21 protein-coding genes are annotated in these 25,571 nt (G+C 69.9%); 5 read left to right on the forward strand and 16 right to left on the reverse strand.

Features of this window, described 5'->3' with window-relative positions:
- The first annotated feature begins 472 nt into the window (after positions 1-472).
- Positions 473-2,197: a hypothetical protein gene (locus QRO03_RS06195; protein ID WP_285136655.1), complete on the forward strand. Its 1,725-nt coding sequence runs from the start codon at positions 473-475 to the stop codon at positions 2,195-2,197.
- A gap of 78 nt (positions 2,198-2,275) precedes the next feature.
- Positions 2,276-4,852 (forward strand): chaplin family protein, encoded by a 2,577-nt coding sequence (locus QRO03_RS06200; RefSeq protein WP_285136656.1) that lies wholly within the window; start codon positions 2,276-2,278, stop codon positions 4,850-4,852.
- 96 nt (positions 4,853-4,948) lie between these two features.
- On the opposite strand, the gene QRO03_RS06205 is transcribed toward QRO03_RS06200, so the two are convergent.
- The 7 genes from QRO03_RS06205 to rpsF form a co-directional block, all read right to left on the reverse strand.
- Positions 4,949-5,692 carry an amino acid ABC transporter ATP-binding protein gene (locus QRO03_RS06205; protein WP_285136657.1) on the reverse strand — a complete coding sequence of 248 codons (744 nt, stop codon included), beginning with the start codon at positions 5,690-5,692 and terminating at the stop codon, positions 4,949-4,951.
- Positions 5,689-6,555, reverse strand: a complete 867-nt coding sequence (locus tag QRO03_RS06210) for an amino acid ABC transporter permease (RefSeq protein WP_285136658.1) — start codon at positions 6,553-6,555, stop codon at positions 5,689-5,691. Before QRO03_RS06210 ends, QRO03_RS06205 begins: the two co-directional genes overlap by 4 nt.
- Before the next feature lie 5 nt (positions 6,556-6,560).
- Positions 6,561-7,481 carry an ABC transporter substrate-binding protein gene (locus tag QRO03_RS06215; RefSeq protein ID WP_350224127.1) on the reverse strand — a complete coding sequence of 307 codons (921 nt, stop codon included), beginning with the start codon at positions 7,479-7,481 and terminating at the stop codon, positions 6,561-6,563.
- A 911-nt stretch (positions 7,482-8,392) separates the two neighbouring features.
- Entirely contained in the window at positions 8,393-8,845 is a 453-nt protein-coding gene (gene rplI, locus QRO03_RS06220) for a 50S ribosomal protein L9 (RefSeq protein ID WP_285136659.1), read from the reverse strand.
- Positions 8,846-8,855: 10 nt separating this feature from the next.
- Positions 8,856-9,110 (reverse strand): 30S ribosomal protein S18, encoded by a 255-nt coding sequence (gene rpsR / locus QRO03_RS06225; RefSeq protein WP_013584646.1) that lies wholly within the window; start codon positions 9,108-9,110, stop codon positions 8,856-8,858.
- A 101-nt stretch (positions 9,111-9,211) separates the two neighbouring features.
- The gene (locus tag QRO03_RS06230) at positions 9,212-9,739 is read right to left on the reverse strand and encodes a single-stranded DNA-binding protein (protein WP_285136660.1); all 528 of its coding nucleotides are present in this window, start codon (positions 9,737-9,739) and stop codon (positions 9,212-9,214) included.
- 5 nt (positions 9,740-9,744) lie between these two features.
- Positions 9,745-10,137, reverse strand: coding sequence for a 30S ribosomal protein S6 (gene rpsF / locus QRO03_RS06235; protein ID WP_013584644.1), 393 nt, complete (start codon positions 10,135-10,137; stop codon positions 9,745-9,747).
- Positions 10,138-10,496: 359 nt separating this feature from the next.
- On the opposite strand from rpsF, the gene QRO03_RS06240 reads away from it, so the two are divergent.
- Complete coding sequence (locus tag QRO03_RS06240; RefSeq protein ID WP_285136661.1) at positions 10,497-11,615, forward strand: hypothetical protein; 1,119 nt, start codon at positions 10,497-10,499, stop codon at positions 11,613-11,615.
- Between the two features lie 13 nt (positions 11,616-11,628).
- On the opposite strand, the gene QRO03_RS06245 is transcribed toward QRO03_RS06240, so the two are convergent.
- The gene (locus tag QRO03_RS06245) at positions 11,629-12,378 is read right to left on the reverse strand and encodes a 3-hydroxybutyrate dehydrogenase (protein WP_285136662.1); all 750 of its coding nucleotides are present in this window, start codon (positions 12,376-12,378) and stop codon (positions 11,629-11,631) included.
- A complete protein-coding gene (locus QRO03_RS06250) occupies positions 12,375-13,754 on the reverse strand; it encodes an MFS transporter (protein WP_285136663.1) in 1,380 nt (459 codons plus the stop codon). The genes QRO03_RS06245 and QRO03_RS06250 overlap by 4 nt, the downstream gene beginning before the upstream one ends.
- A 103-nt stretch (positions 13,755-13,857) precedes the next feature.
- Here QRO03_RS06250 and QRO03_RS06255 point away from each other — a divergent pair, with 103 nt between their 5' ends.
- Entirely contained in the window at positions 13,858-14,760 is a 903-nt protein-coding gene (locus QRO03_RS06255; protein ID WP_285136664.1) for a LysR family transcriptional regulator, read from the forward strand.
- Between the two features lie 40 nt (positions 14,761-14,800).
- Here QRO03_RS06255 and QRO03_RS06260 read toward each other — a convergent pair whose 3' ends face one another.
- The gene (locus tag QRO03_RS06260) at positions 14,801-15,382 is read right to left on the reverse strand and encodes a hypothetical protein (RefSeq protein ID WP_285136665.1); all 582 of its coding nucleotides are present in this window, start codon (positions 15,380-15,382) and stop codon (positions 14,801-14,803) included.
- Positions 15,383-15,441: 59 nt separating this feature from the next.
- Positions 15,442-18,363: a M14 family zinc carboxypeptidase gene (locus tag QRO03_RS06265; protein WP_285136666.1), complete on the reverse strand. Its 2,922-nt coding sequence runs from the start codon at positions 18,361-18,363 to the stop codon at positions 15,442-15,444.
- Between the two features lie 228 nt (positions 18,364-18,591).
- Here QRO03_RS06265 and QRO03_RS06270 point away from each other — a divergent pair, with 228 nt between their 5' ends.
- On the forward strand, positions 18,592-19,653 hold the full coding sequence (locus QRO03_RS06270) for an LLM class flavin-dependent oxidoreductase (protein WP_285136667.1): 1,062 nt from the start codon (positions 18,592-18,594) through the stop codon (positions 19,651-19,653).
- Positions 19,654-19,747: 94 nt separating this feature from the next.
- On the opposite strand, the gene QRO03_RS06275 is transcribed toward QRO03_RS06270, so the two are convergent.
- The 5 genes from QRO03_RS06275 to QRO03_RS06295 all read right to left on the reverse strand — a co-directional run bounded on the left by QRO03_RS06275 (position 19,748) and on the right by QRO03_RS06295 (position 25,516).
- Positions 19,748-20,689, reverse strand: coding sequence for an ATP-grasp domain-containing protein (locus QRO03_RS06275; RefSeq protein WP_285136668.1), 942 nt, complete (start codon positions 20,687-20,689; stop codon positions 19,748-19,750).
- Between the two features lie 494 nt (positions 20,690-21,183).
- Positions 21,184-21,576, reverse strand: a complete 393-nt coding sequence (locus QRO03_RS06280; RefSeq protein ID WP_285136669.1) for a DUF779 domain-containing protein — start codon at positions 21,574-21,576, stop codon at positions 21,184-21,186.
- 110 nt (positions 21,577-21,686) lie between these two features.
- Positions 21,687-23,237 (reverse strand): acetaldehyde dehydrogenase ExaC, encoded by a 1,551-nt coding sequence (gene exaC, locus QRO03_RS06285; RefSeq protein ID WP_285136670.1) that lies wholly within the window; start codon positions 23,235-23,237, stop codon positions 21,687-21,689.
- A gap of 385 nt (positions 23,238-23,622) precedes the next feature.
- A complete protein-coding gene (locus QRO03_RS06290; RefSeq protein ID WP_285136671.1) occupies positions 23,623-24,147 on the reverse strand; it encodes a hypothetical protein in 525 nt (174 codons plus the stop codon).
- A gap of 82 nt (positions 24,148-24,229) precedes the next feature.
- The gene (locus tag QRO03_RS06295) at positions 24,230-25,516 is read right to left on the reverse strand and encodes a GAF domain-containing protein (protein ID WP_285136672.1); all 1,287 of its coding nucleotides are present in this window, start codon (positions 25,514-25,516) and stop codon (positions 24,230-24,232) included.
- Positions 25,517-25,571 lie beyond the last annotated feature (55 nt).

A 25,571-nucleotide genomic window follows, 5' to 3' on the forward strand; every position in this document is an offset into this window, starting at 1 on the left:
GCGCGGCAGGGTGACAGAGATGCCCGGTGGGCTGCCCCCACGGTAGATACCACCCTCGACACGCGCAAATGTGCCTGTGGATAACTCTGTGGAGAGTGTGCGGGAAACGCCGCAGTCTCTGTGCACAACTCCTGTGGACAAGTCGGTGGATGGTTGTGGATTTGGCGCCGTTTGCGCTGCTTGACCTGGGTTTTCTTTCTCCACAGGTTGTGTGGGGAAATCCCGGTTGAAGTAGGCGTTGAAGGTTCCTCGACTTGACAAACGCATGTGTACAACTCGGGGGATAACTCGGCGGCGGTCTACAGATGGACGGCGTCCGATGTCAAATCTCCCGACATGGCGGCGTGTCGCTCGCCACCCGCGCGTTACGTAAGCACTACTCAGAGTTCACCCTCCCTCTTTCGCCCTGGTGAATCGAGGCGTAACGTCACCGACCTGGAGTCACCGACGATTCACCTTTGGGGGGCGAATCATGGATGCCACACTGAAGACGGGGGTGCCGCGCAATCTGCGCGTGTTCCTGTTCGGCGTGCTCGTGACCCTCGCCATCGCGGTCCTCTCCCTTTTCACCACGTCGACGTCGGCCTCCGCGGACGATTCCGGGTCAGGCCTGTTGGGTGCCGTGGGGTCGACCGTGAACGGCGTGACCGACACCGCCGGCGACGTCGTCGAGCCGGTCGCCACCGCCGTGGTCGAGCCCGTCGCCGACACCGTCTCCAGCTCCTCCCCCACGACCGCCGCGGAGCCCTCGAGCACCTCTGCGGAGCCGGACACGAAAGCCGCTGACCCGGTGACCAGCGTTGTCGAGCCGGTCGCCAGCGTTGTCGAACCCGTCGCCGGCGTCGTCGAGCCGGTGACCAGCGCTGCGGAGCCGGTGACGAAGGCCGTTGAGCCCGTGACCGATGCGGTGGAACCCGTCACCAGTGCGGTGGAGCCGGTCACCAGTGCCGTGGAGCCGGTCACGAAGGCCGCCGAGCCGGTGACGAAAGCCGTCGAGCCGGTCACCACCGCGGTCACCGAGCCCGTCGCCGCCGTCACGGAGCCGGTCGCCTCTGTGGTCGAACCGGTCACCGACGCCGTGGTTGAGCCGGTTGCGGCCGTCGCAGAGCCGGTCGTGTCGAAGGTCGTGGAACCGGTCGCCAGCGCCGTCGTCGAGCCGGTATCCGCCGTCGTGGAACCCGTGGCCACCGAGGTCGTGAGGCCCGTCGTCACCGAGGTCGTCGATCCCGTCACCACAGCCGTCGTCGAACCCCTGGCATCCGCCGTCGTCGAACCGGTGGTCGGTGTCGTCGACACGGTCGTCGAGCCCGTCAACACGGCCGTCGTCGAGCCGGCCGTGGGCGTCGTCACCGACACGGTCGCTCCCGTAACCGAGGCTCTCACCGCCCCCGTCGCGCGGGTCGTCGCCCCCGTCGCGGGCGTCGTCACCACCGTCGTCGACTCGACCCCGGCGCTCGTCGACACCGCCAACGGGCTCGTGAGCGGCACGGTCGGCACGGTGGCAGATGTCGTCACGGATGTCGCCTCTTCCGGCGTCGTGGGCGCGGTCGTCGACCCGATCGTCGACACCGCCGAGGCCCTCCCCATCGTCGGTGGGGTCATCGAGCAGACCGGCGTCGGCGGCGTCGTCACCGGCGTGGCCGGCACCGTCGATGAAACCCTCCCGGTCGTCGTCGGTACGGCGCCCGAGATCGCTCCGGTCGTCCCGTCTCTCCCCAGTGACGGCGGCGAGGTGCCCTCCCCTGCACCCGGCGTCACGGCTCCTCCCGTGACGCCGCCGGCGATTCCCTCGGATACCCCGGTCCTGACAGCCCCTGACGCTCTCGCTCCGGCCCTCCCGGCGCTGGCCGCCCTCCCGCTCCCCGCCGTCTCATCTGACGCGGTGGTCGCGCGCGTGGCGGCGTCGGTCGACCGGATCGCGCGCTTCTTCGAGGCCATTGCCCCGGCATCCATCCCCTCCTCCACCGACGCCCCCTCTGCACCGGTCGGCTCCGACGACCCTGCGCACGTCGCGCTCGGCATGAGCACCGGCGCGGGATCCTCGGCATCCGCGGGATCGGGAGCGGCGGGAACGACCGCCGCCACCGCAGACCACGGCGCACTTTCGTTCGCGCTGACCCTTCTCGCCCGCGGGGGCGACGTCGACGACGACCTCCCCGGCATCCCCGTCTACGACACCGACGCTTCTCCTGACTGAGGCCGGTCGCGCCGTGCATGGCACGGCAGACGACCCCGCGCGTTCGCGCACCCTCACTCACCTACAGGAGAAACTCTCATGCGCAAGTTCTACTCGCGTGCCCTCTGGGGCGCGCTCGTCGGGAGCGGTATCGCCGTTCTCGGATGCGGCATCGCCCATGCCGCAGACACCTCGGGAGCAGGCGGACTGCTCTCGGGCGACCAGGCACTCGTCTCGGTCGACCTGCCCGTCACCGTCGGCGGCAACGCCGTCTCGGTGATCGGCGACAGCACGACCACGGATGCCACCACGACCGGCGGATCGTCCGGCTCGGGCGACGGCGGGTCCGACCACGAAGGGTCCGGGCACGAAAGCTCTGGGCACGAAGGCTCCGGGCACGAAGGCGGTGGTTCCGGCTCGGGTGGTGACGTGACCACCGACGGATCGAACAGCCTGCTCGGCGGCAACCAGGGCATCGTGTCGGTCGATGTGCCCATCACCGTGGGCGGCAACGCCGTCTCGCTGATCGGAGACAGCACCAGCACGGATGCCACCACCACCGGCGGATCGTCCGACTCCGGCTCGAACGGCGACGTCTCGACCGACGGGTCCGACAGCCTGCTCGGCGGCAACCAAGCCGTCGTGCCGGTCGAGCTGCCCGTCACCATCGGCGGCAACGCCGTCTCGGTGATCGGAGACAGCACCACAGCGGATGCCACCACCACGGGCGGCACGACCGACTCCAGCACGAACCGCGACGTCTCGACCGACGGGTCCGACAGCCTGCTCGGCGGCAACCAAGCCGTTGTGCCGGTCGAGCTGCCCGTCACCATCGGCGGCAATGCCGTCTCAGTGATCGGAGACAGCACCACAGCGGATGCCACCACCACGGGCGGCACGAGCGGCACAGGGGACCCGAGCGCCGGGCACCCGAGCACCGGGCACCCGAGCACGGGACATCCCGGCTCCGGCCACTCGGGCTCCGGCGGAGGCGGTGACGTCACGACCGATGCAACGGATAGCCTGCTCGGCGGCAACCAACTCGTCGCCCCGATCTCGCTTCCCGTCACCGTCGGCGGCAACGCCGTTTCGGTGATCGGTGACAGCACCTCGAAGGATGCCACCACCACCGGCGGCACGACCGGCTCCGGCACGGGCGGCGACGTCACCACGGACGGTTCGGACAGCCTGCTCGGCGGCAACCAGGCCGTCGTGCCGATCTCGCTGCCCATCACCATCGGCGGCAACGCCGTCTCGGGCATCGGCGACAGCACCTCGAAGGATGCAACCACCACCGGCGGCACGACCGGCTCCGGCACGGGCGGCGACGTCTCGACCGACGGGTCGGACAGCCTGCTCGGCGGCAACCAGCTGATCGCCCCGATCTCGCTGCCCATCACCATCGGCGGCAATGCCGTCTCGGGCATCGGCGACAGCACCTCGAAGGATGCCACCACCACCGGCGGCACGACCGGCTCCGGCACGGGCGGCGACGTCACGACCGACGGGTCGGACAGCCTGCTCGGCGGCAACCAAGCCGTCGTGCCGGTCGAGCTGCCCGTCACCATCGGCGGCAACGCCGTCTCGGGCATCGGCGACAGCTACACGGAGGGCGCCACCACCACCGGCGGCACAACCGGCGCGGGCATCGGCGGCGTAACCACGGACGGAAGCGACAGCATCCTGGGCGGCAACCAGGCGATCCTGCCGATCTCCGTCCCCGTCACCATCGGCGGCAACGCGGTCTCGGTGATCGGCGACAGCACCTCGAAGGATGCCACCACCACCGGTGGCACCTCGGGCGGCCTGCTGGGTGGCATCACCACCGACGGGAGCGGAAGCATCCTCGGCGGCAACCAGCTGATCGTTCCGATCAGCCTCCCCGTCACCATCGGCGGCAACGCCGTGTCGGTGATCGGTGACAGCACCACCGTCGGTTCCAACACCGGAACGCCGGGTACCCCGGGGACGCCTGGTCACCCGGGGACGCCTGGAACGCCTGGCACCCCGGGAACGCCGGGAACGCCTGGCACCCCGGGAACGCCCGGTATGCCCGGTAACCCGGGAACGCCCGGAACGCCCGGAAACCCCGGAACGCCCGGCACGCCCGGGACCCCCGGAAACCCCGGAAACCCCGGAAACCCCGGTAACCCCGGTAACCCGGGAACGCCCGGAACGCCCGGAACGCCCGGAAACCCCGGAACGCCCGGGACCCCCGGAAACCCCGGTAACCCGGGAACGCCCGGAAACCCCGGCACGCCCGGAACGCCCGGCAACCCCGGAACGCCCGGCACCCCCGGCAACCCCGGAACGCCCGGCAACCCCGGCACCCCCGGAACGCCCGGCAACCCCGGCACCCCCGGCAACCCCGGCACCCCCGGAACGCCCGGAAACCCCGGAACTCCCGGAACGCCCGGCACCCCCGGAACCCCGGGAACGTCCGGCACCTCCGGCACCTCCGGCACCACCACACCGGTGATGGGCTCCACCGCGTCGGTCTCGTCCACGAAGTACTCGGCCGCGGCGCCCGTCGCGTCGGGCACGGCGAACGCCACCGGCAAGACGCTCGCCGTCACGGGAACGGACGGGTCGGCCGCTGGCCTCGGGCTCGCGGGTCTGCTCGTAATCGTGCTGGGAGGCGCGCTGCTGCTGCGTCGTGACCGCGCGACGGTCTGACGCGCTGACCCCGGGGAGGGGGTGACCTCTCCCCGGCAGGCGACACCGGATGCCGGCTATTGGGGGCGGCGTCCGGTGTCGTGGCGCGCGCGGACGCTACACGGCGCCGCCGCGACGCTCGCGTTCGAGGAAGGCGATGGTGTCGGGGTGCTGCGGAGCGTCGAGGATCTGCGCGGGGGTGCCCTGCTCGACGATGCGTCCGGCCTTCAGGAACACGATGCGGTCGGCCACCTCGCGCGCGAACGACATCTCGTGCGTCGCCATCAACATCGTCGACCCGCGGTCACGGAGTACCCGTACGAGATCGAGCACCTCGCCGACGAGCTGCGGGTCAAGTGCCGAGGTGATCTCGTCGAGCAGCAGCAGCTCGGGATCGGTCATCACCGCGCGCACGATCGCGACGCGCTGCTGCTGGCCGCCCGACAGCCGGTCGGGGAACTCGCGCGCCTTGACCCCCAGTCCAAGCTGTTCGAGCAGCTCGGTCCCGCGGGCGTAGGCCTCGGGTTTCGGCATCCGGTGCACTTTGCGAGCGGCGAGCGTGACGTTGTCGATCACTCTCAGGTGCGGGAAGAGGTTGAAGTGCTGGAAGACGACGCCGATGCGTGCGCGGGCGGCATCCTGGTCGATGGTCGGATCGGTGAGGTCGTCGCCGTTCAGCAGGATCTGGCCATCATCGACACGCTCGATGAGGTTGATGGTGCGCAGCAGCGTCGACTTGCCCGACCCCGACGCGCCGATGAGCACGACGACCTCGTGCTGGTCGATCGCGAGGTCGATGCCGTCGAGCACGACCTGGTCACCGAAGACCTTGCGAACCCTCCGCGCGTCGAGCACGCTCACACCATTCCGCCCATCTGTTCGCGCCGCGCCAACCGCGCCGACACGTAGTCGGTGAGGCGGATCATCGGCAGCGCCATGGCCACGAACAGCAGCGCCGCCACGACGTAGGGCGTGAAGTTGTAGTACTCGGCCGCGGCGATCTGCGCCGCGCGGATGGCATCCACCACTCCGAGGACCGAGATCAGGCCGACGTCCTTCTGCATCGAGACGAAGTCGTTCATCAACGCGGGCACGACTTTACGGACGCCCTGCGGGATGACGACGATGCGCAGCGTCTGCCCGTGCGTGAGGCCCATCGAACGGGCGGCGACCCGCTGCGAGGGATGCACGGCCTCCATGCCCGCCCGCAGCACCTCGCTGACGTACGCCGAGTAGGTCAGCACGATCGCGATCGTCCCCCACAGCACGACCGGCACCCGGCCGAAGATCCCCAGCGCGGGCACGCCGAAGCCCACGAGGTACAGCACGATCAGCAGCGGGACGCCGCGGAACAGATCGGTGTACACCGTCGCCAGGGCCCGCAGCGGGAAGAAGACAGGTCCGCGCAGCGACCGCAGCACCGCGAGCGTGGTGCCGAGGATGGCCACGGCGAACGCCGCGACGAACAGCACCTGGATGTTCACCCACAGGCCGACCAGGATCGACGGGAAGCTCGTGATCGCGATGTCGACGTCGAAGAAGCTGCGACGGACGTCTTCCCAGCCGGGGCTCGACAGGACCGCCCACCCCACCACGACGACGAAGACGACGGAGCTGACGAGCGCGATCAGCACCGATTTCGTCGACTGCCGACGCCGCGTGACGCGCCGACCGAGTTCGAGCTCGCTCGGACGCCACTCGGCATCGAGGGGGGTGGATGCCACGACGGTTACTTCAGCACGGGAGCGGCGGCCGTACCGCCGAGCCACGTCTGCTGCAGTTCATCGAGCGTGCCGTCGGCGCGAAGGGCATCGACGGCCTCGCTGACGGGCGCGGTCAGCGCCGAGCCCTTGGGGAGCACGAACGCGAGCTCGTCACCGCCGACGGACGAGTCGGGCAGCTGACCCACGACCTTGCCGTCGTCGAGCACCGCGCCGGCGAGGTAGAACGCGGTGGGGAGGTCGACGATGATCGCGTCGACCTGTCCCGCCTGGAGGGCGGCGACGGCATCGTCATTGGAGTTGTAGACGCTGAGATTGGCGGTGCCGAGCTGGTCTTCGGCGACCTGGTAGCTGGTCGTTGCGCTCATGACGCCGACGGGGATGCCCTTCAGCTCCTCGACGGTGGTGGCGGACGCGGCGGGCGACGAGCCCGTCGTCACGACGGCCTGCGTGGTCGTGTAATCCGACGACGAGAAGTCGACGGCGTTCTTGCGCTCGTCGGTGATGGAGAACTGCTGCACGTTGAGGTCCCAGTCCTTCGGGCCCGGCGCGATGGCGCTGTCGAACGTGGAGCGAACCCACACGACGTCGTCCTTCGCGAAGCCGAGCTGCGTCGCCACGGCGTCGGCCACGGCCGCTTCGAAGCCCTCCCCCGACGCAGGGTCGTCGTTCTCGACCCACGGCGAGAACGCGGGCTCACCGGTCGCGATGGTCAGCTTGCCGGCGGTGACGGTCTGCAGCGCGCCCTCGGAGGCGGGGGCGGCGCCGGCGTCGGAGCCGGTCGGGGCGAAAGCGCAGGCCTCAGCGAGACGACCGTGGCGGCGGCCACGGCGGTCAGGGCGGCGGCGCGGCGCAGGCGTGCGAAAGCGGTCACGATGTCTCCTCGTGGACGTATCGGGGTCATCCCCGGAGTGCTGTGTGGAGCAAATGGTACCTAGTCGGCAGGCCCGTGGCCGTCGATGGGGAAACCCGGCGACACGCTGCGCGGCCGTTGTGGACTTTCTGCCCGGCCCCTCCCCCCGGTTTCCCGGCCCCTGCCCCGGTTTGGGGCGTCATTCGTGCATTGGGGCGAGTATTGACCGCCCGAATGCACGAAACGCGCCCCAAACGCGGCACCCCCCCCGTCACAGCGCGACGCGCCTCACCGCCACGGCCGCACACCGCCGACGCGCCTCCCCCGGTTTGGGGCGTCATCTGCGCGTTGGGGCGAGTATTGACCGCCCCAAATGCACGAAACGCGCCCCAAACGCGGCACCGCCGTCAAGAGCGACGCGCCTCGCCGCCACGGCCGCGCACCGCACCGCCGACGCGCCCCAATCGCGGCAGCACCACCGTTCCGCTACCTCGGCAGCACGGGGGACACCCAGGACGGGCTGAGCGAACGGGCTCCGCGAGCGAGCCGCGCGAAGCGCCGGGCCTCTCCCCCGGTTTGGGGCGTCATTTGTGCATTGGGGCGAGTACTGCCCGCCCCAATGCACGAAACGCGCCCCAAACGCGGCACCACCGTCAAGAGCGACGCGCCTCGCCGCCTCGGCCGCGCACAGACCCCCAAAGGCCCCTCTCGCGGTTTGGGGCGTCATTTGTGCATCGGGGCGGGTATGGCTCGCCCCAAATGCATGAAACGCGCCCCAAACGCGGCACCACCACAGCATCGCTGACACGCGCCCCGCGCCGCCGCACCGCTGACACCCGCGCCCGCCCCGCGACGCGCAACGCGCCCGCAACGCGGACCCCCGCCCGCAACGCGGACCCCCGCCCGCAACGCGGACCCCCGCCCGCAACGCGGAACGGCCCCGCCCTGCCGGAGCAGGAACGGGGCCGTCCTCGAGAGTGCTGCGAATTACTTCGCGGCGACCACCTGAAGGGTGATCACGGCGGTGACGTCGTCACGCAGGCGAACGGTCGCCTCGTGCTCGCCGACCGACTTGATCGAGGAGGTGATCTGGATCTTGCGCTTGTCGAGCTCGCCGAGACCGGCGGCCTTGACGGCGTCGGCGACATCGGCGGTCTTGACCGAACCGAAGAGGCGACCCTCGTTGCCGGCCTTGACGGCCAGCTTGACGGTGTTCGACTCGAGCGTGTTCTTCAGGGCCACGGCGTCTTCGTGGTCGTGGATCGCGCGGGACTCGCGGGCCGCGCGGATCGACGCGACCTGCTTTTCGCCGCCGCGGCTCCAGGCCACGGCGAAGCCCTGCGGGATGAGGTAGTTGCGGGCGTACCCGCTCTTGACCTCGACAACGTCACCGGCGCTACCGAGCCCGGTGACCTCATTCGTGAGAATCAGCTTTGCCATCGGGTGCTCCTTAGCGGCCGGCGCCGGCGTAGGGCAGGAGAGCCATCTCGCGCGCGTTCTTGATGGCGCGGGCGATCAGGCGCTGCTCCTGCACGGAGACACCGGTGATACGACGGGCGCGGATCTTCCCGCGCTCCGAGATGAACTTGCGGAGGGTTGCGACGTCCTTGTAGTCGATGACGCCGACGCGGATCGCCTTCGCGGGGGCTGCGTTCTTCGCGCCCTTCCGCGGCTTGCGGCGGTCGCCAGTGGCCTTGCCAGCCATGCTTCCTTCTTTCGTGTGGTTCGGATGCCGAGGCGGTCACGCGGACCGGGGCATGGCATCCGGAATTTCAGGGGTCGTCGCGCCGTGAGGCGCAGCGAAGATCAGAATGGGGTGTCGTCTCCGTAGGAACCGGGAGTGCTCCACGCGTCTGCGCCGCTGTTGCCGTTGCCGCCGCCGTTGTTCGAGCCGGGGGTCGACCACGGCTCGTCGTTCGACTGCTGCACCTGCGGGCGCTGACCGCCACCGCCGCCACCCCCGCCGCCGGACGCGGCACGGGTGACCTGGGCGGTCGCGTAGCGGAGCGAGGGGCCGATCTCATCGACTTCGAGTTCGATGGAGGTGCGGTTGTTCCCCTCGCGGTCCTGGTACGAACGCTGCTTGAGGCGACCGGTCGCGATGACACGGCTGCCCTTCGTCAGCGAACCGGCGACGTGCTCGGCGAACTCGCGCCACACAGAAGCGCGCAGGAAGAGCGCCTCGCCGTCCTTCCACTCGTTCGCCTGACGGTCGAACGTGCGGGGGGTCGACGCGATCGTGAAGTTCGCCACCGGCAGACCGTTCTGCGTGTAACGCAGCTCGGGGTCGGCGGTGAGGTTGCCCACGACGGTGATGACGGTTTCGCCGGCCATCGTCGTTACTTCGCAGCCTTCTCGGCGGACTCGACCTTGCGGGGAGCGGCGGCCTTGCGGGCGGCCTTCTCCTCGGAGCGCTTGGCCTCGGCGGCGACCTGGGCGATCGCTTCTTCGGCGCGCAGGACCTTGGTGCGCATGATCTGCTCGTTCAGCTTCAGCTGACGGTCGAGCTCGTTCGTGGCCTCGCTGGTCGCGACGAAGTTGACGACGGCGTAGATGCCCTCGTTCTTCTTGCGGATCTCGTAGGCGAGACGACGGCGGCCCCAGATGTCGACCTTGTCGATGGTTCCCCCATCGGCCGTGATGACCTTGAGGAATCCGTCGAGCTTCGGAGCGACCTGGCGCTCGTCGACCTCGGGATCGAAGATGACCATGAGTTCGTACTGGTGCGTCACTAACCCACCTCCTTCGGACTAGAACGGCTGACGGGCATTTCCCGGCAGCAGGAGGGTGTGGTGCACGTCATCACGGGCTCACACGCGCATGGGCGTCGCCGGACAACCTTCGTAGTCTAGCGGATGCCGTGGGTGCGGCGGAATCGCGCCCGGCGACGCTGCCGGGGTGGGGTCGTCTTCCCGTTCACGGCGACGCTCGGGCAACGTCATCCGTTCGGGGCGTGTTCTGTTCTTCCGGGCGCGCGTCGTGCGCCCCGACGCGCGGATCACGCCCCGAACCGGGCGCAGGCGGCCGGAACAAGCCGACACTCCCCCGATGTCGCATGCCCCCGCTACGGTCGAAGGCGGGGAGGCGACACATGACGACACCTGCAGGGCTCGACACCGCGCCGCTGACCGAGCCCGTCGACAAGGCGGCCGTTCGTGCGTTCACCGCCGAACGGCGGGAGCGGGGGGCGCTGCGCGGCCGCACCGTGTCGGTGATCATCCTCGTCGTCGTTGTGCTCGCGTTCGCCCTGGTCGGCGTCCCGCTCTTCCTCTCGATCGTCGTCACGATGTTCACCGAGAGCAGCGGCAGCGCCCTCGCCGCGCTCCCCTTCCTCGTGGTCCTCGCCATCGTCGCTGTGGTCGCCGTGGCCATCGTGCGCGGATTCCGCGGCGCCGCCGTCCGCCACTACCGGCTCGACCGTTTCGCGCGCGCGAACGGCATGACCTGGCATCCGGGGTACACGAACCCCCCGCTCCCGGGAATGATCTTCAGCATCGGCCATGACCGGGGAACGCACGATCTCGTGCGTCGAGAACATCCGCGATTCGTGGAGGTGGCCAACTACCGCTACGAGACCGGCTCCGGCAAGAACAAGCAGACCCACCGGTGGGGGTATGCGGCGCTGCGCCTCGACACTCCGCTCCCCCACATCGTGCTGGATGCCGTGGGCAACAACGGCCTGTTCGGCGGCTCCAACCTGCCGGTCAGCTTCGGCCGCGGGCAGCGCCTCAGCCTCGAGGGCGACTTCGACCAGCACTTCGCGTTGTACTGCCCCGAAGGGTACGAACGCGACGCTCTCTATCTCTTCACGCCCGACGTCATGGCCCGTTTCATCGACAACGCCGCGCAGCTCGACGTCGAGATCGTCGACGAATGGCTGTTCCTCTACTCCCGCCGTGACCTGTCGACGCTCGACCCCGCGACCTGGCAATGGGTGATGGCGACGGTGGGCGCGCTCGACGACAAACTTGCGCAGTGGGCGCGGTGGCGTGACGAACGCCTGGCCGCCGCCCCGACCGCGGGGGCGGTGGCATCCGGATTGCCCGGTGCCGCGACCGCACCGGCGACGCTGCTCACGCCTCCCCCGGTCGGCGTCGCACCGCCGGGACGACGCCTGCGGCGAGGCTTCTCGTGGGTGACCGTGCTGGTCGCCGTGGCGATCGGCGCGTGGTGGCTCCTCACCATCGTGTTCGACGTGCTGGGGTCCTGATCCGCGCGACGGATCAGTGCGCCGACCACCCGCCGTCCATCGTGTAGCTCGCGCCGGTGACCATGGCGGCATCCGGGCCCGTCAGCCACAGCGCCAGCGACGCGACTTCGCTCGGCTCGACGAGGCGCTTGATCGCGGCATCCTGCAGCAGAATCGTCTCGAGCACCTCGTCCTCCGCGATGCCGTGGGCGCGCGCCTGATCGGCGATCTGCTTCTCGACCAGCGGCGAGCGCACGTATCCCGGGTCGATGCACACACTCGTCACACCGTGCGGGCCGCCCTCGAGCGCCGTGGTCTTCGACAGGCCCTCGAGGCCGTGCTTTGCGGTGACGTACGCCGACTTGAACGCCGAGGCGCGGATGCCATGCACGCTCGAGACGTTCAGCACCCGACCGAAGCCGCGCTCGTACATGCCCGGCAGCGCCGCGCGGATGAGCAGGAACGGTGCCTCGAGCATGAGCCGGAGCATGAACGAGAAACGCTCGGGGTCGAACTGCTCGATGGGGCTGACGTGCTGGATGCCGGCGTTGTTGACCAGGATGTCTACATCGAGGCTGAGCTCGCGCAGCGCCGCCGTGTCAGACAGGTCGACGACCCACGGGCGACCGCCGATGTCGGCGGCCACGCGTTCGGCCCCCTCGGCATTCAGGTCGGCGACGGTGACCTCGGCCCCGGCGTCGGCGAATGCGCGCGCGATGGCTTCGCCGATGCCGCTCGCTCCCCCGGTGACGAGGGCGCGACGGCCGGTCAGGTCGGTGCTCATGCGGATCCCTTCACTCCCACGCGCTCGGCCGTGCGCGCCGCGTCGGCGGCGTCGATGTCTCGCAGCGAGATGCCGCGAGTCTCCTTCAACGACAGCACAGCGATCGAGGTGAGGATGCACGCCGCGACGATGTACAGCGCGATCGGCAGCCACGAGCCGAAGTCGCGTAGCCACTGCGTCGCGAGAATCGGGGCGAGGGATCCCGCGAGGATCGCCGTCACCTGCGCGCCGAGGGAGACGCCCGAGTAGCGCATGCGCGTGGGGAACAGCTCGGCCATGACCGCCGGCTGCGGCGCGTACATGCCGGCGTGGAACACCAGACCGATCGTCACGGCGAGCACGATCATCACCGGATTGAGCGTGTCGAACATCGGAAACGCGAAGAAAGCCCAGGTCGCACTGAGGATCGCTCCCGCGAGGTACACCGGGCGGCGCCCGACGCGGTCGGAGAGACGGCCCAGCGGCGGGATCACCGCGAAGTGCACGACGTGGGCGATGAGCAGGGCGAGCAACAGCTGACTGGTGTCGTAGGAGTGCACGACCTTGAGGTACACGATCGAGAAGCTGACGACGATGTAATAGACGATGTTCTCCGCGAAGCGCACGCCCATGGCCTGCACGACGCCCTTGGGATAGCGGCGCAGCACCTCGACGACGCCGAACGAGGTCGCCTTCTCCTGCTCGACCTGCGCCTTGGCCTCGAGGAAGATCGGCGCCTCCTCGACGTGGCGGCGGATCCAGAACCCGACCAGCACGATCACGGCCGAGAGCCAGAAAGCGATGCGCCAGCCCCAGTCGAGGAACGCCGCGGGGCTGAGGACGAACGACGTGATCAGCAGCACGAGGGTGGCGAGCAGGTTGCCGACGGGCACCGCGGCCTGCGGCCAGCTCGACCAGAACGCGCGGCGACGGTCGGGGCTCTGCTCGGCGACGAGAAGCACGGCACCGCCCCACTCCCCTCCGACGGCGAAGCCCTGGATGAAACGCAGGGCGACGAGCATCGCCGGGGCCCAGTAGCCGACGCTCGCGAACCCGGGCAGGCACCCCATGAGGAACGTCGCGGCCCCGACGATGATGATCGTCGCCTGCAGCGTCGGCTTGCGGCCGAACCGGTCGCCGATTTGCCCGAACACGATGCCGCCCAGCGGACGCGCGACGAAGCCGACCGCGTAGGTGACGAAGGCGGCGATGATCCCGTCGAGCTGAGAGCCCGATGACGGGAAGAAGAACGTGCCGAACACGAGGCTCGCGGCGGTGGCGTAGAGGAAGAACTCGTACCACTCCACGACCGTGCCGGCCATGGAGGCGGCGACGACCCGGCGGATCCGATTGGTGGGGGGCTCGGCGCTCTGACGTGCGCGGGTGGGGGAATCCATGACGCTCCTTCGGTGTCGGCGGTGACATCCGCATGTCAGTTTCGGTGGGAGCCCGCACTGCGGCAATGCCCAGTTGCACGACTCCGTTGTGCAGAATTGCAGAATGGATGCTGATAACGTCCGCGCCGACGACCTCCTGATGCTCCTGGCGGTGGCGCGCACCGGCCGCTACACCGCCGCTGCACAGCTACGCGGGGTCGACCACACCACGGTGGCGCGCCGGATCGGCGCGCTCGAGGAGGCGCTGGGCGGCCGGGTCGTCACGCAGTCCGGGCGCGGGTGGGAGCTCACGGCCCTCGGTCGGCACGCCGCCGAGACCGCCGGACGCATCGAAGCGGCCATGTCGCAGCTCGCGGCCGGGGGAGAGGAGCCCGATCCGGTGTCGGGCGTCGTCCGCATGTCGGCGACCGACGGCTTCAGCGCCTTCATCGCCGCCCCCGCCATCGCGCGTCTGCGCGAGCGGCATCCGGATCTGTCCGTCGAGATCGTCGCCGCCCAGCGGCGCGCCTCGCTGCACCGGCCGGGGCTCGACCTCGAGGTGGTGGTGGGGGAGCCGCAGACCACCCGCGGGTCGAGCGTCGAACTGGGCTCGTACACGCTCGGCATGTACGCCTCACGCGCGTACCTGTCGACGCACGGGAGCCCGCGCGACATGGAGGAGTTGCAGCGCCACCGACTCGTCTACTTCGTCGACGCAATGCTGCAGGTGGAGGCGCTCGACCTTCCGCGCCGCGTCGTACCGCAGATGCGCGACGGGGTCACCTCGACGAACGTGCTCGTGCAGGTCGAGGCGACCCGCGCCGGCGCCGGGATCGGAATGCTGCCCTGCTTCGCCGCCGACCGTCATGACGACCTCGTGCGCCTGCTGCCCGCGGTCGTCAGTGAGCGGCTGCCGTACTGGATGGTCGTGCGCGCCGACTCGCTGCGCATCCCGGCGGTGGTCGCCCTGGCGGAGGCGCTGCGCGAACAGACGGCGCGATCGCAGGGAATGCTCGACGGCGTGTGACGCGGGCGCCCCGGCACGAAGGGGACGGAGTCGACGCGGGTCAGCCCAGGTCGCGCGCGATCGCGATGGTGCGGCTGAGCGTGCCGCCGGCACCCTGCACCGTGAGGGTGAACACCTGATCCGCGTCGCTGCACGCGTACAGCAGGTCGGCGTACCCCTCGGCGGTCGTCTCGACCTCGGCGGTGGGCTGCACCGAGGCATCGCTCGTCGCGATGCCGATCCAGGCGCGATCGGCGCCCTCGCTGGTCCACGAGAACGTCAGCGGCACGGTGCTGTCGCGGTCGTCGGGGCACTCGGCGACCGTCGGCGAGACGGAGAAACCCGCGATCACGGGGGCATTCTCAGAAGCCGGCGGGGGAGTGGATGCCGCGGACGCGGGCGTCGATGCGCCCGCGCTCGATGCGACGGTCGGGGTCGCCGGGACCGATGCCGGTGCGGCCGGCGCGGGCTGCGCGTCGGGGCTGGAGGGGATCGCCGCCGCGACCGCCCAAATGGCCAGCGCGACCCCGCCGAGCGCCAGGGCCGAGCCGATGGCGATCGCCGCCCGGCGGCGCGAGCGAGGGGAGGTCGGCTCGGGAGCCGTGGCATCCGGGGTCTGGGGGGGATCTACGGGGTGGGTCATGGGTGGAGCTCCAGGGTCGGGACTCCGGGGAGGGGCGGGTGCCCCTCCCCGGAGCGGTGTCAGCGCGTCGAACTCGTCGAGCGCACGCGACCGATGACGACCAGGCCGGTACCGATCATCCCCGCTGCGAGCGCGAGCCAGCCCAGCGACGAGACGTCGGCGGCGCCGGTCTGCGCCAGCGAACCCGTCGAACCGACGGGAGCCGGAGTCGCCGATGCGGTGGGCGCGAGAGTCGGCGCGGCCGTGGGGGCCGCGGTCGGCTCCGCCGTCGGGGCGACCGTCGGCTCCGGCGTGGGCTCGAGCGTCGGGGCGACCGTGGGCTCGGGCGTCGGGGCGACCGTCGGCTCCGGGGTCGGGGCGACCGTCGGCTCGGGCGTCGGGGCGACCGTCGGCGCCACGGTCGGTTCCGGCGTCGGAGTCGGGGTCGGTTCCACGACCACCGGCTCGTCTGCGGCCCAGAACACCGCGCGGGCGATGTCGCTGAAGGCGCCGACCGGGTGCGCGCGGAAGGTCGGCGACGTGCCGAAGACGAAGGCGCGCGTTCCGGACGGGCCCGTCAGCGAGACCGCCGACGCCTGGCCCGCGGCATCCTGAATCGACTGGCCGGGAGTGCTGCGCCAGTGGCCCGAGATGAAGGTGTCGGAGCCGGCGTAGCGTTGCTCGATCGTCACCCCGGCGGACGGGGCGGGGAACCACGCGAACGGGTACCCGAAAGCGGTGTCCTGCGGGTAGTCACCCAGCACGCCGTCGGCGGGCGTCTCGACCCGGGCGATGCCGTTCGATCCGCGCGTGCCGGTCACCGCGGTGAGCGGCGCAACGTAGGTGTTCACGAAGGCGGCACCGCCGGCGCCGCGCCCCACGACGGGCTTGCCGGCCGCGATGAACGCCGTCACCCGGTCGGCCCCTGCCTGCTGCTCGGGTGTGAAGCTGAGCCCGGTGCCGACGTAGAGGACGTCGACGGTGGAGAGGTCGACTTCACCCACGGCCAGGGCGGCGGCGGTGACCGGTACGAGTCCGGTGAAGCCGAGCTTGGTCAGGGCATCGCGGTCCCCCGCGTCGCCGACGTAGCCGATGCGCACGCTGCGCAGCTCGGTGGCGTCGGTGGCCGCCGGTTCACCGAGCTCGAAGTCGACACCGAACAGCTCCGCCGCCAGCTCGGCAGCCGCGCGGGACGCGGCTCCGGAGCCGAGCACGATGGTGCCGTCGGACTGCTGCGACAGGGGCACGCCGTAGGCCAGCAGCCCGTTGACCGCCTGCCAGTCGGCCACGCCCCGCGGCTCGAACGTCAGCGACCCGGCCCCCGCGGGAACCGAACCCGTCAGCGGTGCCTCGGTAACGGGCTCGGTCGCGGTGGTCGGCGCCGAGTCGGTCGTCTCGCCGATGCGTGCGACATCCGCACCCCAGAGCAGCGAGAGGCTCCACGCCGAGATGTCGTACATGTCGGGCACGCGGTCGGAGATGTCGGAACCGTCGGCCAGCAGTACGTTCGCGAGACCGCGGAGCGGCTGGTGCATGTCGACGTAGTACGACCCCGCCGGGTAGTCGACGCCGTCCACGCGCGCGGCGGCGGTGAGACGGTCGACCCGGATGCCGTTCACGAGCAGTTGCTGCACGAGCGTCTGCGCGTCGGAGTCCGACCGCTGACCGGGACCGATGGGAATGACGTACGCGCGCGGGAAGTCGGCGTTGTAGATGTCGGTCTCGTCCCAGATGTCCGTCCACTCCGCGGGCACGCCCGTAGCGAGGTCCTCGGGGGCGACATCGGCCGGGATCTCGCGGCTGGGCTCGCCGGCCTCGCCGCGGCGGAAGATCTCGATCTGGTTGTCGAGCAGCGCGTCGCTGTGCTCATCGACGTAGTCCACGACGGTGTCGATGACGACCTCGGCGACCTCGATGTTCACCTTCGCGCGCGCGGGCTGGTCGCCCGAGCGCCCGAGCGGCAATTCGACGGTGTTGGTGATGGCGCCCTGGTACGCCACGTACTGCGGCGCGAAGATCGGGGGCCAGTCGTCCCAGCCCGACCGCTGGTCGCGGTACGGGATGTTGATGAAGCCGGTGTTGGTCTCGGTCACGCTGTCGGTCGCCGGGTCGTAGTAGGTGTTCCCGGGGATGTTCGCCGCGGTCACGGCATCCTCGATCTCCAACGCCGTGGCGTACGCGTGCGGCACGAAGAGGTCGTACTCGTAGTTCTCACCGTGCGGGGGACCGCAGGGCTCGACCTGGAGCACGCTGGTGTAGCCGTGCAGGTCGATGAAGTACGTCGGCTGGATGACGCTCGCCAGGTCGCGGACGATGGATGCCTCGGCGGTGGCGCCCGTGATGAAGTCGCGGTTCGGGTCGTAGCCGTTCGCGGTCCCGCGCTGCCCGAGGGCACGGCCGTCGGGGTTGTTGGTGACCGTGAAGTAGACGCGGTGGTCGTCGAGCATCTCGGTCGTGGCCGGGTCGGTGGAGGTGGCGAGGTCCTCGATGTAGTTGAGGGTCGCGTCGGTGCCCTCCCACTCGTTGCCGTGAATGTTGCCGTTGAACCACATCGGCACCTTGTACTCGCTCTGCAGCGTCGCATCCGCCGCGGCGGCCGTCGGATCGGCCTTGACGAGGTCGCGCCAGTCCGACTGCTGAGCCGTCTGCGCGGTGGTCTCGGGGGCCGTGACGGTCACGAGGTAGATGTCGCGGCCCTGCGCCGAGGTGCCGACGACCTGAGCCGAGACCCGGTCGCTGGCGTCCATGAGGGTGTTCAGGAACGGTGCGATCTCGTCGTACGGACGCACACCGCGCGCGATCGATGCGTCTTCGGGGAGGTCGGGGAACACCTTCAGCTCGGGCTGAGCCGGGTAGCTGGTCGGCATGTCGATCAGCGGCGACACGGGTCGCACCACAGTCAACGAGGGGGGAACCATCGCGGCCGAAGCCGGGAGGGCGGCGAACACGGTCGTCGCGGCGAAGCCGCAGACGACGGTGCCCGCGAGGATGCGTCTCTGCACGGGGTCTCCATGGGGGTTGCGGCCGCGCGACGTGGAGCTTCTCGCGCGGCAGGGGGGACGGTCCGGTGAGCCGAACCTGAAAGAAATCTATGGATGCCGTGTTACGCGGCTGTGACAGACCCCGATCGTCGTGTTACCGCCGCCGCAGAACGCAGCGTTCGACGGCCGACGTGACCGCGCGTGTCGGGCCCGGCGCCACGCCCCCGCAGACCCGGAAGGATGGATGTCATGACTTCCCCCCAGCGCGTGCGTTTCGGCTACTGGACCCCGATCTTCGGCGGCTGGCTGCGCAACGTCGACGACGAACAGACCCCCGTCTCGTTCGCCCACATCGCCGAGATCGCCCGCGCCGCGGAAGAGGGCGGGTTCGACCTCACGCTCATCCCCGAGCTGAACCTCAACGACATCAAGGGCGTCGACGCTCCCTCCCTCGACGCCTGGGCGGTGACCGCGGCGCTCGCGGCGGTCACGACGTCGCTCGAGCTGATGACCGCGGTGCGTCCGGGCTTCCACAACCCATTCCACACCGCCAAACAGGCCGCGACCATCGACGAGATCAGCGGCGGCCGGTTCACCCTCAACGTGGTCTCGGCGTGGTGGGCCGAGGAGGCGAAACAGTACGACGGCCTCTTCAGCGCGCACGACGACCGGTACGCCCGCACCATCGAGTGGGTCGAGGTGCTGCGCGGGCTGTGGTCCGAGACGCCTTTCGCCTACGACGGCGAGTACTACCGCACGGAGGGCACGTTCACCGAGCCCAAGCCGCGCGTCATCCCGCGTCTGTACGCCGGCGGCGAGAGCGAGGCCGGACGCACCGCGATCACGAGCTTCGCCGACGCGTATCTGACCCACGGCGGCACGCTCGACGAGCTGTCGACGAAGGTCGACGACATGCGACGGCGACGGGCGCTCTCGGGGGCGACGCCGTTCGAGGCGTTCGGAATGGCGGCGTACGCCGTGGTGCGCGACACCGAAGCCGAGGCGCAGGCCGAGATCGAGCGGATCACCGATGTGCGCGGGGGAGCGGCGTACGGCTCGTATCAAGACTTCGTGAGCAAGTCGAAGCTCGACACCCCGGTCGATCTGAAGGAGTACTCGGTGTCGAACCGCGGCCTGCGGCCGAACCTCGTCGGCACGCCCGACCAGGTCGCCGAGCGGATCGTGGAATTCGCGAACGTCGGCGTCTCGACGCTGCTGCTGCAGTTCTCGCCCCACCTGCCCGAGATGCAGCGGTTCGCCGCCGAGGTGATCCCGCGCGTGCGGCGTCTGGAGGCGCAGCGCGACGCGTGACCGTCGCGTTCCGCGAGCGCGGTCGCGTTCCCCGAGCTCCGTCGCGTTTCCCGAGCTCGGTCGCGTTCCCCGAGCTCGGTCGCGGGCCGCGAGCTCAGCCGCGGGCGACCGCCACCTCGCGTGGCAGCAGGGAGCCGAGCCAGCGGGCGATCTCACGCGGTCCCGAACGCGGAGCGGATGCCTCGACGTCGGGGTTGTAGTTGGTGTTGGTGTTGACGTCGTAGGTCACGGTGCGACCGTCGATCGTCTCGATGAACTCGATGCCGGCGATACCCACGCCCTCGGCCGCGAGGAAGGCGAGGTAACGGTCGATGAGCGCCGGGTCGACGTCGTCGCGCAGCCGGAACATCGGCTCGGGCTCGACCCCGTCGGCATCCGGGATCGCGCAGGCCTCCGCGGGGCAGAGCTCGAAGCTTCCGGCGCTGGTGTCGACGCGCACGGCGTACACGAATTCGCCCGCGACGAACTCGGCCCGGGTGATGAACGCACCACGACCGACGAGAAGCTCCTGCAGAAGGGTGATGCCGTCGGGCGACGGTTCGAAGTCAGGACCGGTGACCCAGGCCGAGAAGTCGTCGACCGAGTCCCACCGGCGCACGCCCAGACCCTTGCCACCCTGGTTGTGCTTGCTGATGAACGGCGCGCCGAAGCGCTCGGCCGATGCCACGAGATCGTCGGAGCCGAAGACGGCGAGTGTGCGGGGGACCTCGACGCCCGCGTGCCGCAGCGCCGCATGCTGCGCGACCTTGCTCACCTCGAGCTCGAGCACGTCGGCGCCGTTGATGACGGTGCGACCCCACGAGGCGAGCCAGCGCAGCACAGCGCGGCCGAACTCCTTGCTGTGCGCATGGTCACGCGTATGCGCGGAGGCGCTCAGACGCGACCAGAAGACACCGTCGGGCGGTTCGACCGCGAGATCGATGGATCCGTCGGTGAGCAGCCACTCTTCGAACGGCACCCCTTCGGCATCGAACGCCGCCGCGAACGGCGGAATCCACTGGGGGTTCTCGTGGATGACGTAGACCTTGCCCGACATTCCGCCAGGCTAACGCGCCCCTCCGACATCGGGCCCGCCAGCTCGTCACGCGACGACACCGGCGCCCCGGCGGGGGCGCGTGGCATCCGAACTCTGTATTGTTGCGAAGCTGTGCCGGCGGAAAGGGATGCCATGACCTCCGACCCATATCGCGGCGGCGGGTGAAGTTCATCCCGTCGGCAGGTGACGACATCGATGCCCTACGAGCGGATCGTGGCAGCCTGAACCTTTGTCGGCATCGAGGGGGCACGCCGTGTGGGAGACAGTCGATTCAGCGATCACCGTCGCGGTGTGCGTCGCCATCATCGGCACCGGGTGGGGACTGCTCATCGACCCGGTACGCCCTGCGACCTGGTGGGTGGCCGTCACCTCGGTCGTGCTGACGGGTTTGCTCGTGGCGGGCCTGGCCCCCGACGCCGTGTTCTCGGCGCCGGTGCTCGTGATGGCATTCACCATCACCTCATGGGCACGCGAGAAGGTGTGGCGTGCCGGGCTCATTCGGAACGAACGCCCACCCCGAACGCCTCCGCCTCCTCCTCCGTCAGCATCCGCGACCGGATGAGGAACCGCATCCCCACGGGACCCTCGACCGAGAAACCGGCCCCGCGGCCCGGGACGACGTCGATCGTCAGGTGCGTGAACTTCCAGTACTCGAACTGCGACTCCGACATGTACACCTCGATGGGGTCGTCGAGACCGACCTCGACGTCTCCGAGATGCACGTCGCTCGGGCCGGTGATGAACATTCCCACGGGATAGCACATGGGCGAACTGCCGTCGCAGCAGCCGCCGGACTGATGGAACATCAGCGGCCCGTGCTTCGTCGTCAACTCTCGCAGCAGCGCGGCCGCGGCATCCGTCACGTCGACGCGGGAGAGTCCTCGCATGTTCCATTCCTTCCGAAGGATGTCTCCCTCCGGCTGCCGGAGTGTTCCCCAGGCGACCGAGGGTGGCATGGCGGGAAGGCGGCGCCGGGCGGTCCCGGAGCCGCCACGACTCAGAAGAAGCCCATTGCTCCGTCGGCATATGACACGAGCAGGTTCTTCGTCTGCTGGTAGTGGTCGAGCATCTTCAGGTGGTTCTCGCGACCGATGCCCGACTGCTTGTAGCCACCGAATGCCGCGTGCGCGGGGTACTGGTGATACGTGTTCGTCCACACGCGGCCCGCCTCGATCGCGCGACCAGCGCGGTAGGCGGTGTCGCCGCTGCGTGCCCAGACACCCGCCCCGAGGCCGTAGAGGGTGTCGTTGGCGATCGCGATGGCGTCGTCGAAATCGTCGAACGACGTGACAGACAGCACGGGACCGAAGATCTCCTCCTGGAAGATGCGCATGTCGTTCGTGCCCTCGAAGACCGTCGGCGCGACGTAATAGCCGTCGGACAGCTCGCCACCGAGATCGACCCGCTCGCCGCCCGTGAGGAGCTTCGCGCCGCCCTGCTTGCCGATGTCGATGTACGACAGGATCTTCTCGAGCTGGTCGTTCGAGGCTTGCGCGCCGATCATCGTCTCGGGGTCGAGCGGATTGCCCTGACGCACCTTCTTCACCCGCTGGAGGCCGTCCCCGAGGAACTGGTCGTAGATCGACCGCTGGATGAGCGACCGGGACGGGCACGTGCACACCTCGCCTTGGTTCAGCGCGAACATCGTGAAGCCCTCGAGTGCCTTGTCGTAATAGGCGTCGTCGCTGCGCAGCGCCACGTCTTCGAAGAACACGTTGGGGCTCTTGCCACCGAGCTCGAGTGTCACCGGAATGAGGTTCTGCGAGGCGTACTGCATGATCAGGCGGCCCGTGGTGGTCTCACCGGTGAAGGCGATCTTGCGGATCCGCTTGTGCTGAGCCAGTGGAGCGCCCGCCTCGATGCCGAAGCCGTTGACGATGTTGACGACACCAGCCGGAAGGAGGTCGCCGATGATGTCGAACAGGAAGAGAAGGGATGCCGGGGTCTGCTCGGCCGGCTTGATCACGACGCAGTTGCCCGCAGCGAGAGCGGGTGCGAGCTTCCATGCCGCCATGAGGATGGGGAAGTTCCACGGGATGATCTGGCCGACCACTCCGAGCGGCTCGTTGAAGTGGTAGGCGACGGTGTTCTCGTCGAGCTGGCTGAGGGAGCCTTCCTGTGCGCGAAGTACGCCGGCGAAGTAGCGGAAATGGTCGACGGTCAGTGGAATGTCGGCGGCGAGCGTCTCGCGCACCGGCTTACCGTTCTCCCACGTCTCCGCGACGGCGATCTTCTCGAGGTTCTCCTCGATCCGGTCGGCGATCTTGTTCAGGATGACGCTGCGCTGGGCGGGCGTGGTCTTCTTCCACGACGCGAACGCCTTCCACCCGGCCTCGACCGCGCGGTCGATGTCGTGCGCGTCGCCGCGGGCGACCTCGCAGAACGGCTTGCCGGTGACGGGGGTGATGTTCTCGAAGTACTCACCGCTGTGCGGTGCGACCCACTCGCCGCCGATGTAGTGCCCGTACCGCGAACGGTATTCGGCGACGGCTCCGCGGGATCCGGGAGCGGCGTAGACGCTCGAGACGCCTTCTTCGACGATGGTCATGCGTGTCTCCTTCGACGGTCATGAGTCGCCGCGTCTGCTTCGGGCGGCGATGCGCCGACGGTACGCCGGAGGAGGTTGCATCGAGTTGCGCCGGGGTGAGCCGTCGGCGGCGCCGGGGGGCGACATCGGCACCAGCCGCCCGACCTGTCGTGACGACGGCGGTGGCGGATTCCTCGGCCGGCCCGCCGCGGCATCCGATCTCCGCAGATCTGCGCGATTCACGCAGCTCGTGGCCGAGATTCTCCGAGGAAGAGGTTGCTCTCCGGGCATGCAGATCGTGCACGCCCACCGCGCGGACCGCGCGCCCGCACCCCGCGGGACCCGCACCCCCCGACACGACGGATGCCACGACCCTGAAGCCGTGGCATCCGTTCTGCGTTCGCGACTACACGTCGGCGTCGGCCAGCACCGATCGCAGCGGCGGGACGTTGACCTCGTGCAGGTCGACGTCGTCGAGGCGCTCGATGCTCTGCACGCGCGGGGCGATCACACGGTCGTCGGCGACGATCCAGCTGCCGACGAGGAGGAAACGGTCGTTGCCGGCCGTGATCGGGCCGGTGAGGGCGAAGGTCTGGTGCGTCGGCGTGAGAAACGTCACGCGCACGGGCGTGCCGTGGGGCAGGGTCGACGGGTCGACCACATCGGCCTCGAGCGCCGGCTGCGGAGGCTCGATCCCGAGGTCGATGCGCTGGATCTCGGAGCTCGTCGCGAGGATCACGTCGCCGACCAGGGGCTGGCCGCCCACGCCGATGCGGACGGTGCCCTCGAGGGCGTAGAGGCCGTAGCGCGGCGAACGGACGATGACGCGGGCGACGTCGCCCGCCTTGACCTCGGCGAGCGCCTCGCGGATGCGCGCGACGTCGCGACGGGCACGGGCTGTCGAGAAGATGTCGAGCGCGTTTTCGTCCATATGTTCAGCGTAACGAGGGCCTCCGACATCGGGCCCACCGAAGAGTGAACGCGCCCGAAAGCATGGTCGCCTCAGCGGGGATTCACTCGCGCTCGAGTCGCTCGACCCGCGCGACGAGGCCGGCACGCTTGGGCGAACGCGGAGGGAGCATCGACAGACACAGCCGCAGCACCTCCTCGTCGTCGCGCCCGTCGGCGGTGTCGGCGTAGGCGAGGAGCACGTCGACGCGAGCCTCGGCGATCAGCGCCTCCCGCAGCGTCGAGCGCACGGACTCGCGCACCTCCACCACTCCCGGCGCGTCGGACTCGGGCAGCACCGGACCCGCGTATGCGGCGACGGCCACCCGGTGCGCGCCGCGGTCGAGGAGCGACAGCACGTGCTGGGCATCGGTCTCGAGTCCGTCGACGAGTCGGTAGGGCCGGGATGCCGGGACCACCCGCGGGGCGACGGGGACGAGGGCGCGGCGCAGGCGCACCATCTCGGGCCGCAGCGTCTCCACTGCGGCGTGGCCGTACACGGCCTCGCTCAATGCCTCCGCCGAGAGCCCCTCGCGGTGCACGGCGAGCAGCAGCAGGATCTCCGCGTGGCGTGCGCTGAGTTCGAGCGTCGAGCCGCCGACCTCCAGCATCGCGCGGTCACGTCCGAGGATGCGCAGCAGGGCGCGCGCGGGCGCCGCGCGTCGCGGGGGAGGAGCCTGCTGGGAACGCAGACGCGCGACGAGGATCTCGCTCTCGATGGCCCGCGCTGTGGCATCCACCAGCAATTGGGCCTGGGGTGTCACGGCCTCGGGCCCTCCCGTGACGTCGATGACGCCGAGCAGGCGATGCGTCTCCGGGTCGTGCACGGGCGCCGCGGTGCACGACCAGGGCTGCACGAGTCGGTTGAAATGCTCGGCGCCGCGGATCTGCACCGATCGGTCGAGGGTCAACGCCGTTCCCGGGGCCGAGGTTCCGACGGCGTCTTCTGCCCAGTTCGCTCCCGCCACGAAGCCCATCTCACCGGTCAGCGTACGGATGTGGCGGTCCCCCTCGACCCACAGCAGCCGCCCCGCGGCATCGCCGACGGCGACGATGACGCCCGACTCCTCGGCGGTACCCGGCAGCAGGAGCCCCCTCACCATGTCCATCACCCCGGCGAGCGGATGCGCGCGGCGATAGGCGTCGAGCTCGTCGCTCGCGAGGTCGAGTGCGGGAAGACCCTCCGGTCCCACGAGGGATGCCAGTGACCGTCGCCACGAATCCTTGACCAGCGACCGGACGTCGTCGAGCCGCCGGTCCTCGTTGCCCGCGATCAACTCCTCGTGGGCGCGCGCGATCAGCAGCCCCGATGTCTCGGGGGAGATCGCGGGTCGCGACCAGGCGGATGGCACGGGACTCCCATCGACGGTGACGGCAGGGGGTCTCAGTGTAGGTCGGCCGGTACGG

Source organism: Microbacterium sp. lyk4-40-TSB-66 (genome assembly GCF_030209475.1).
Lineage (GTDB): Bacteria > Actinomycetota > Actinomycetes > Actinomycetales > Microbacteriaceae > Microbacterium.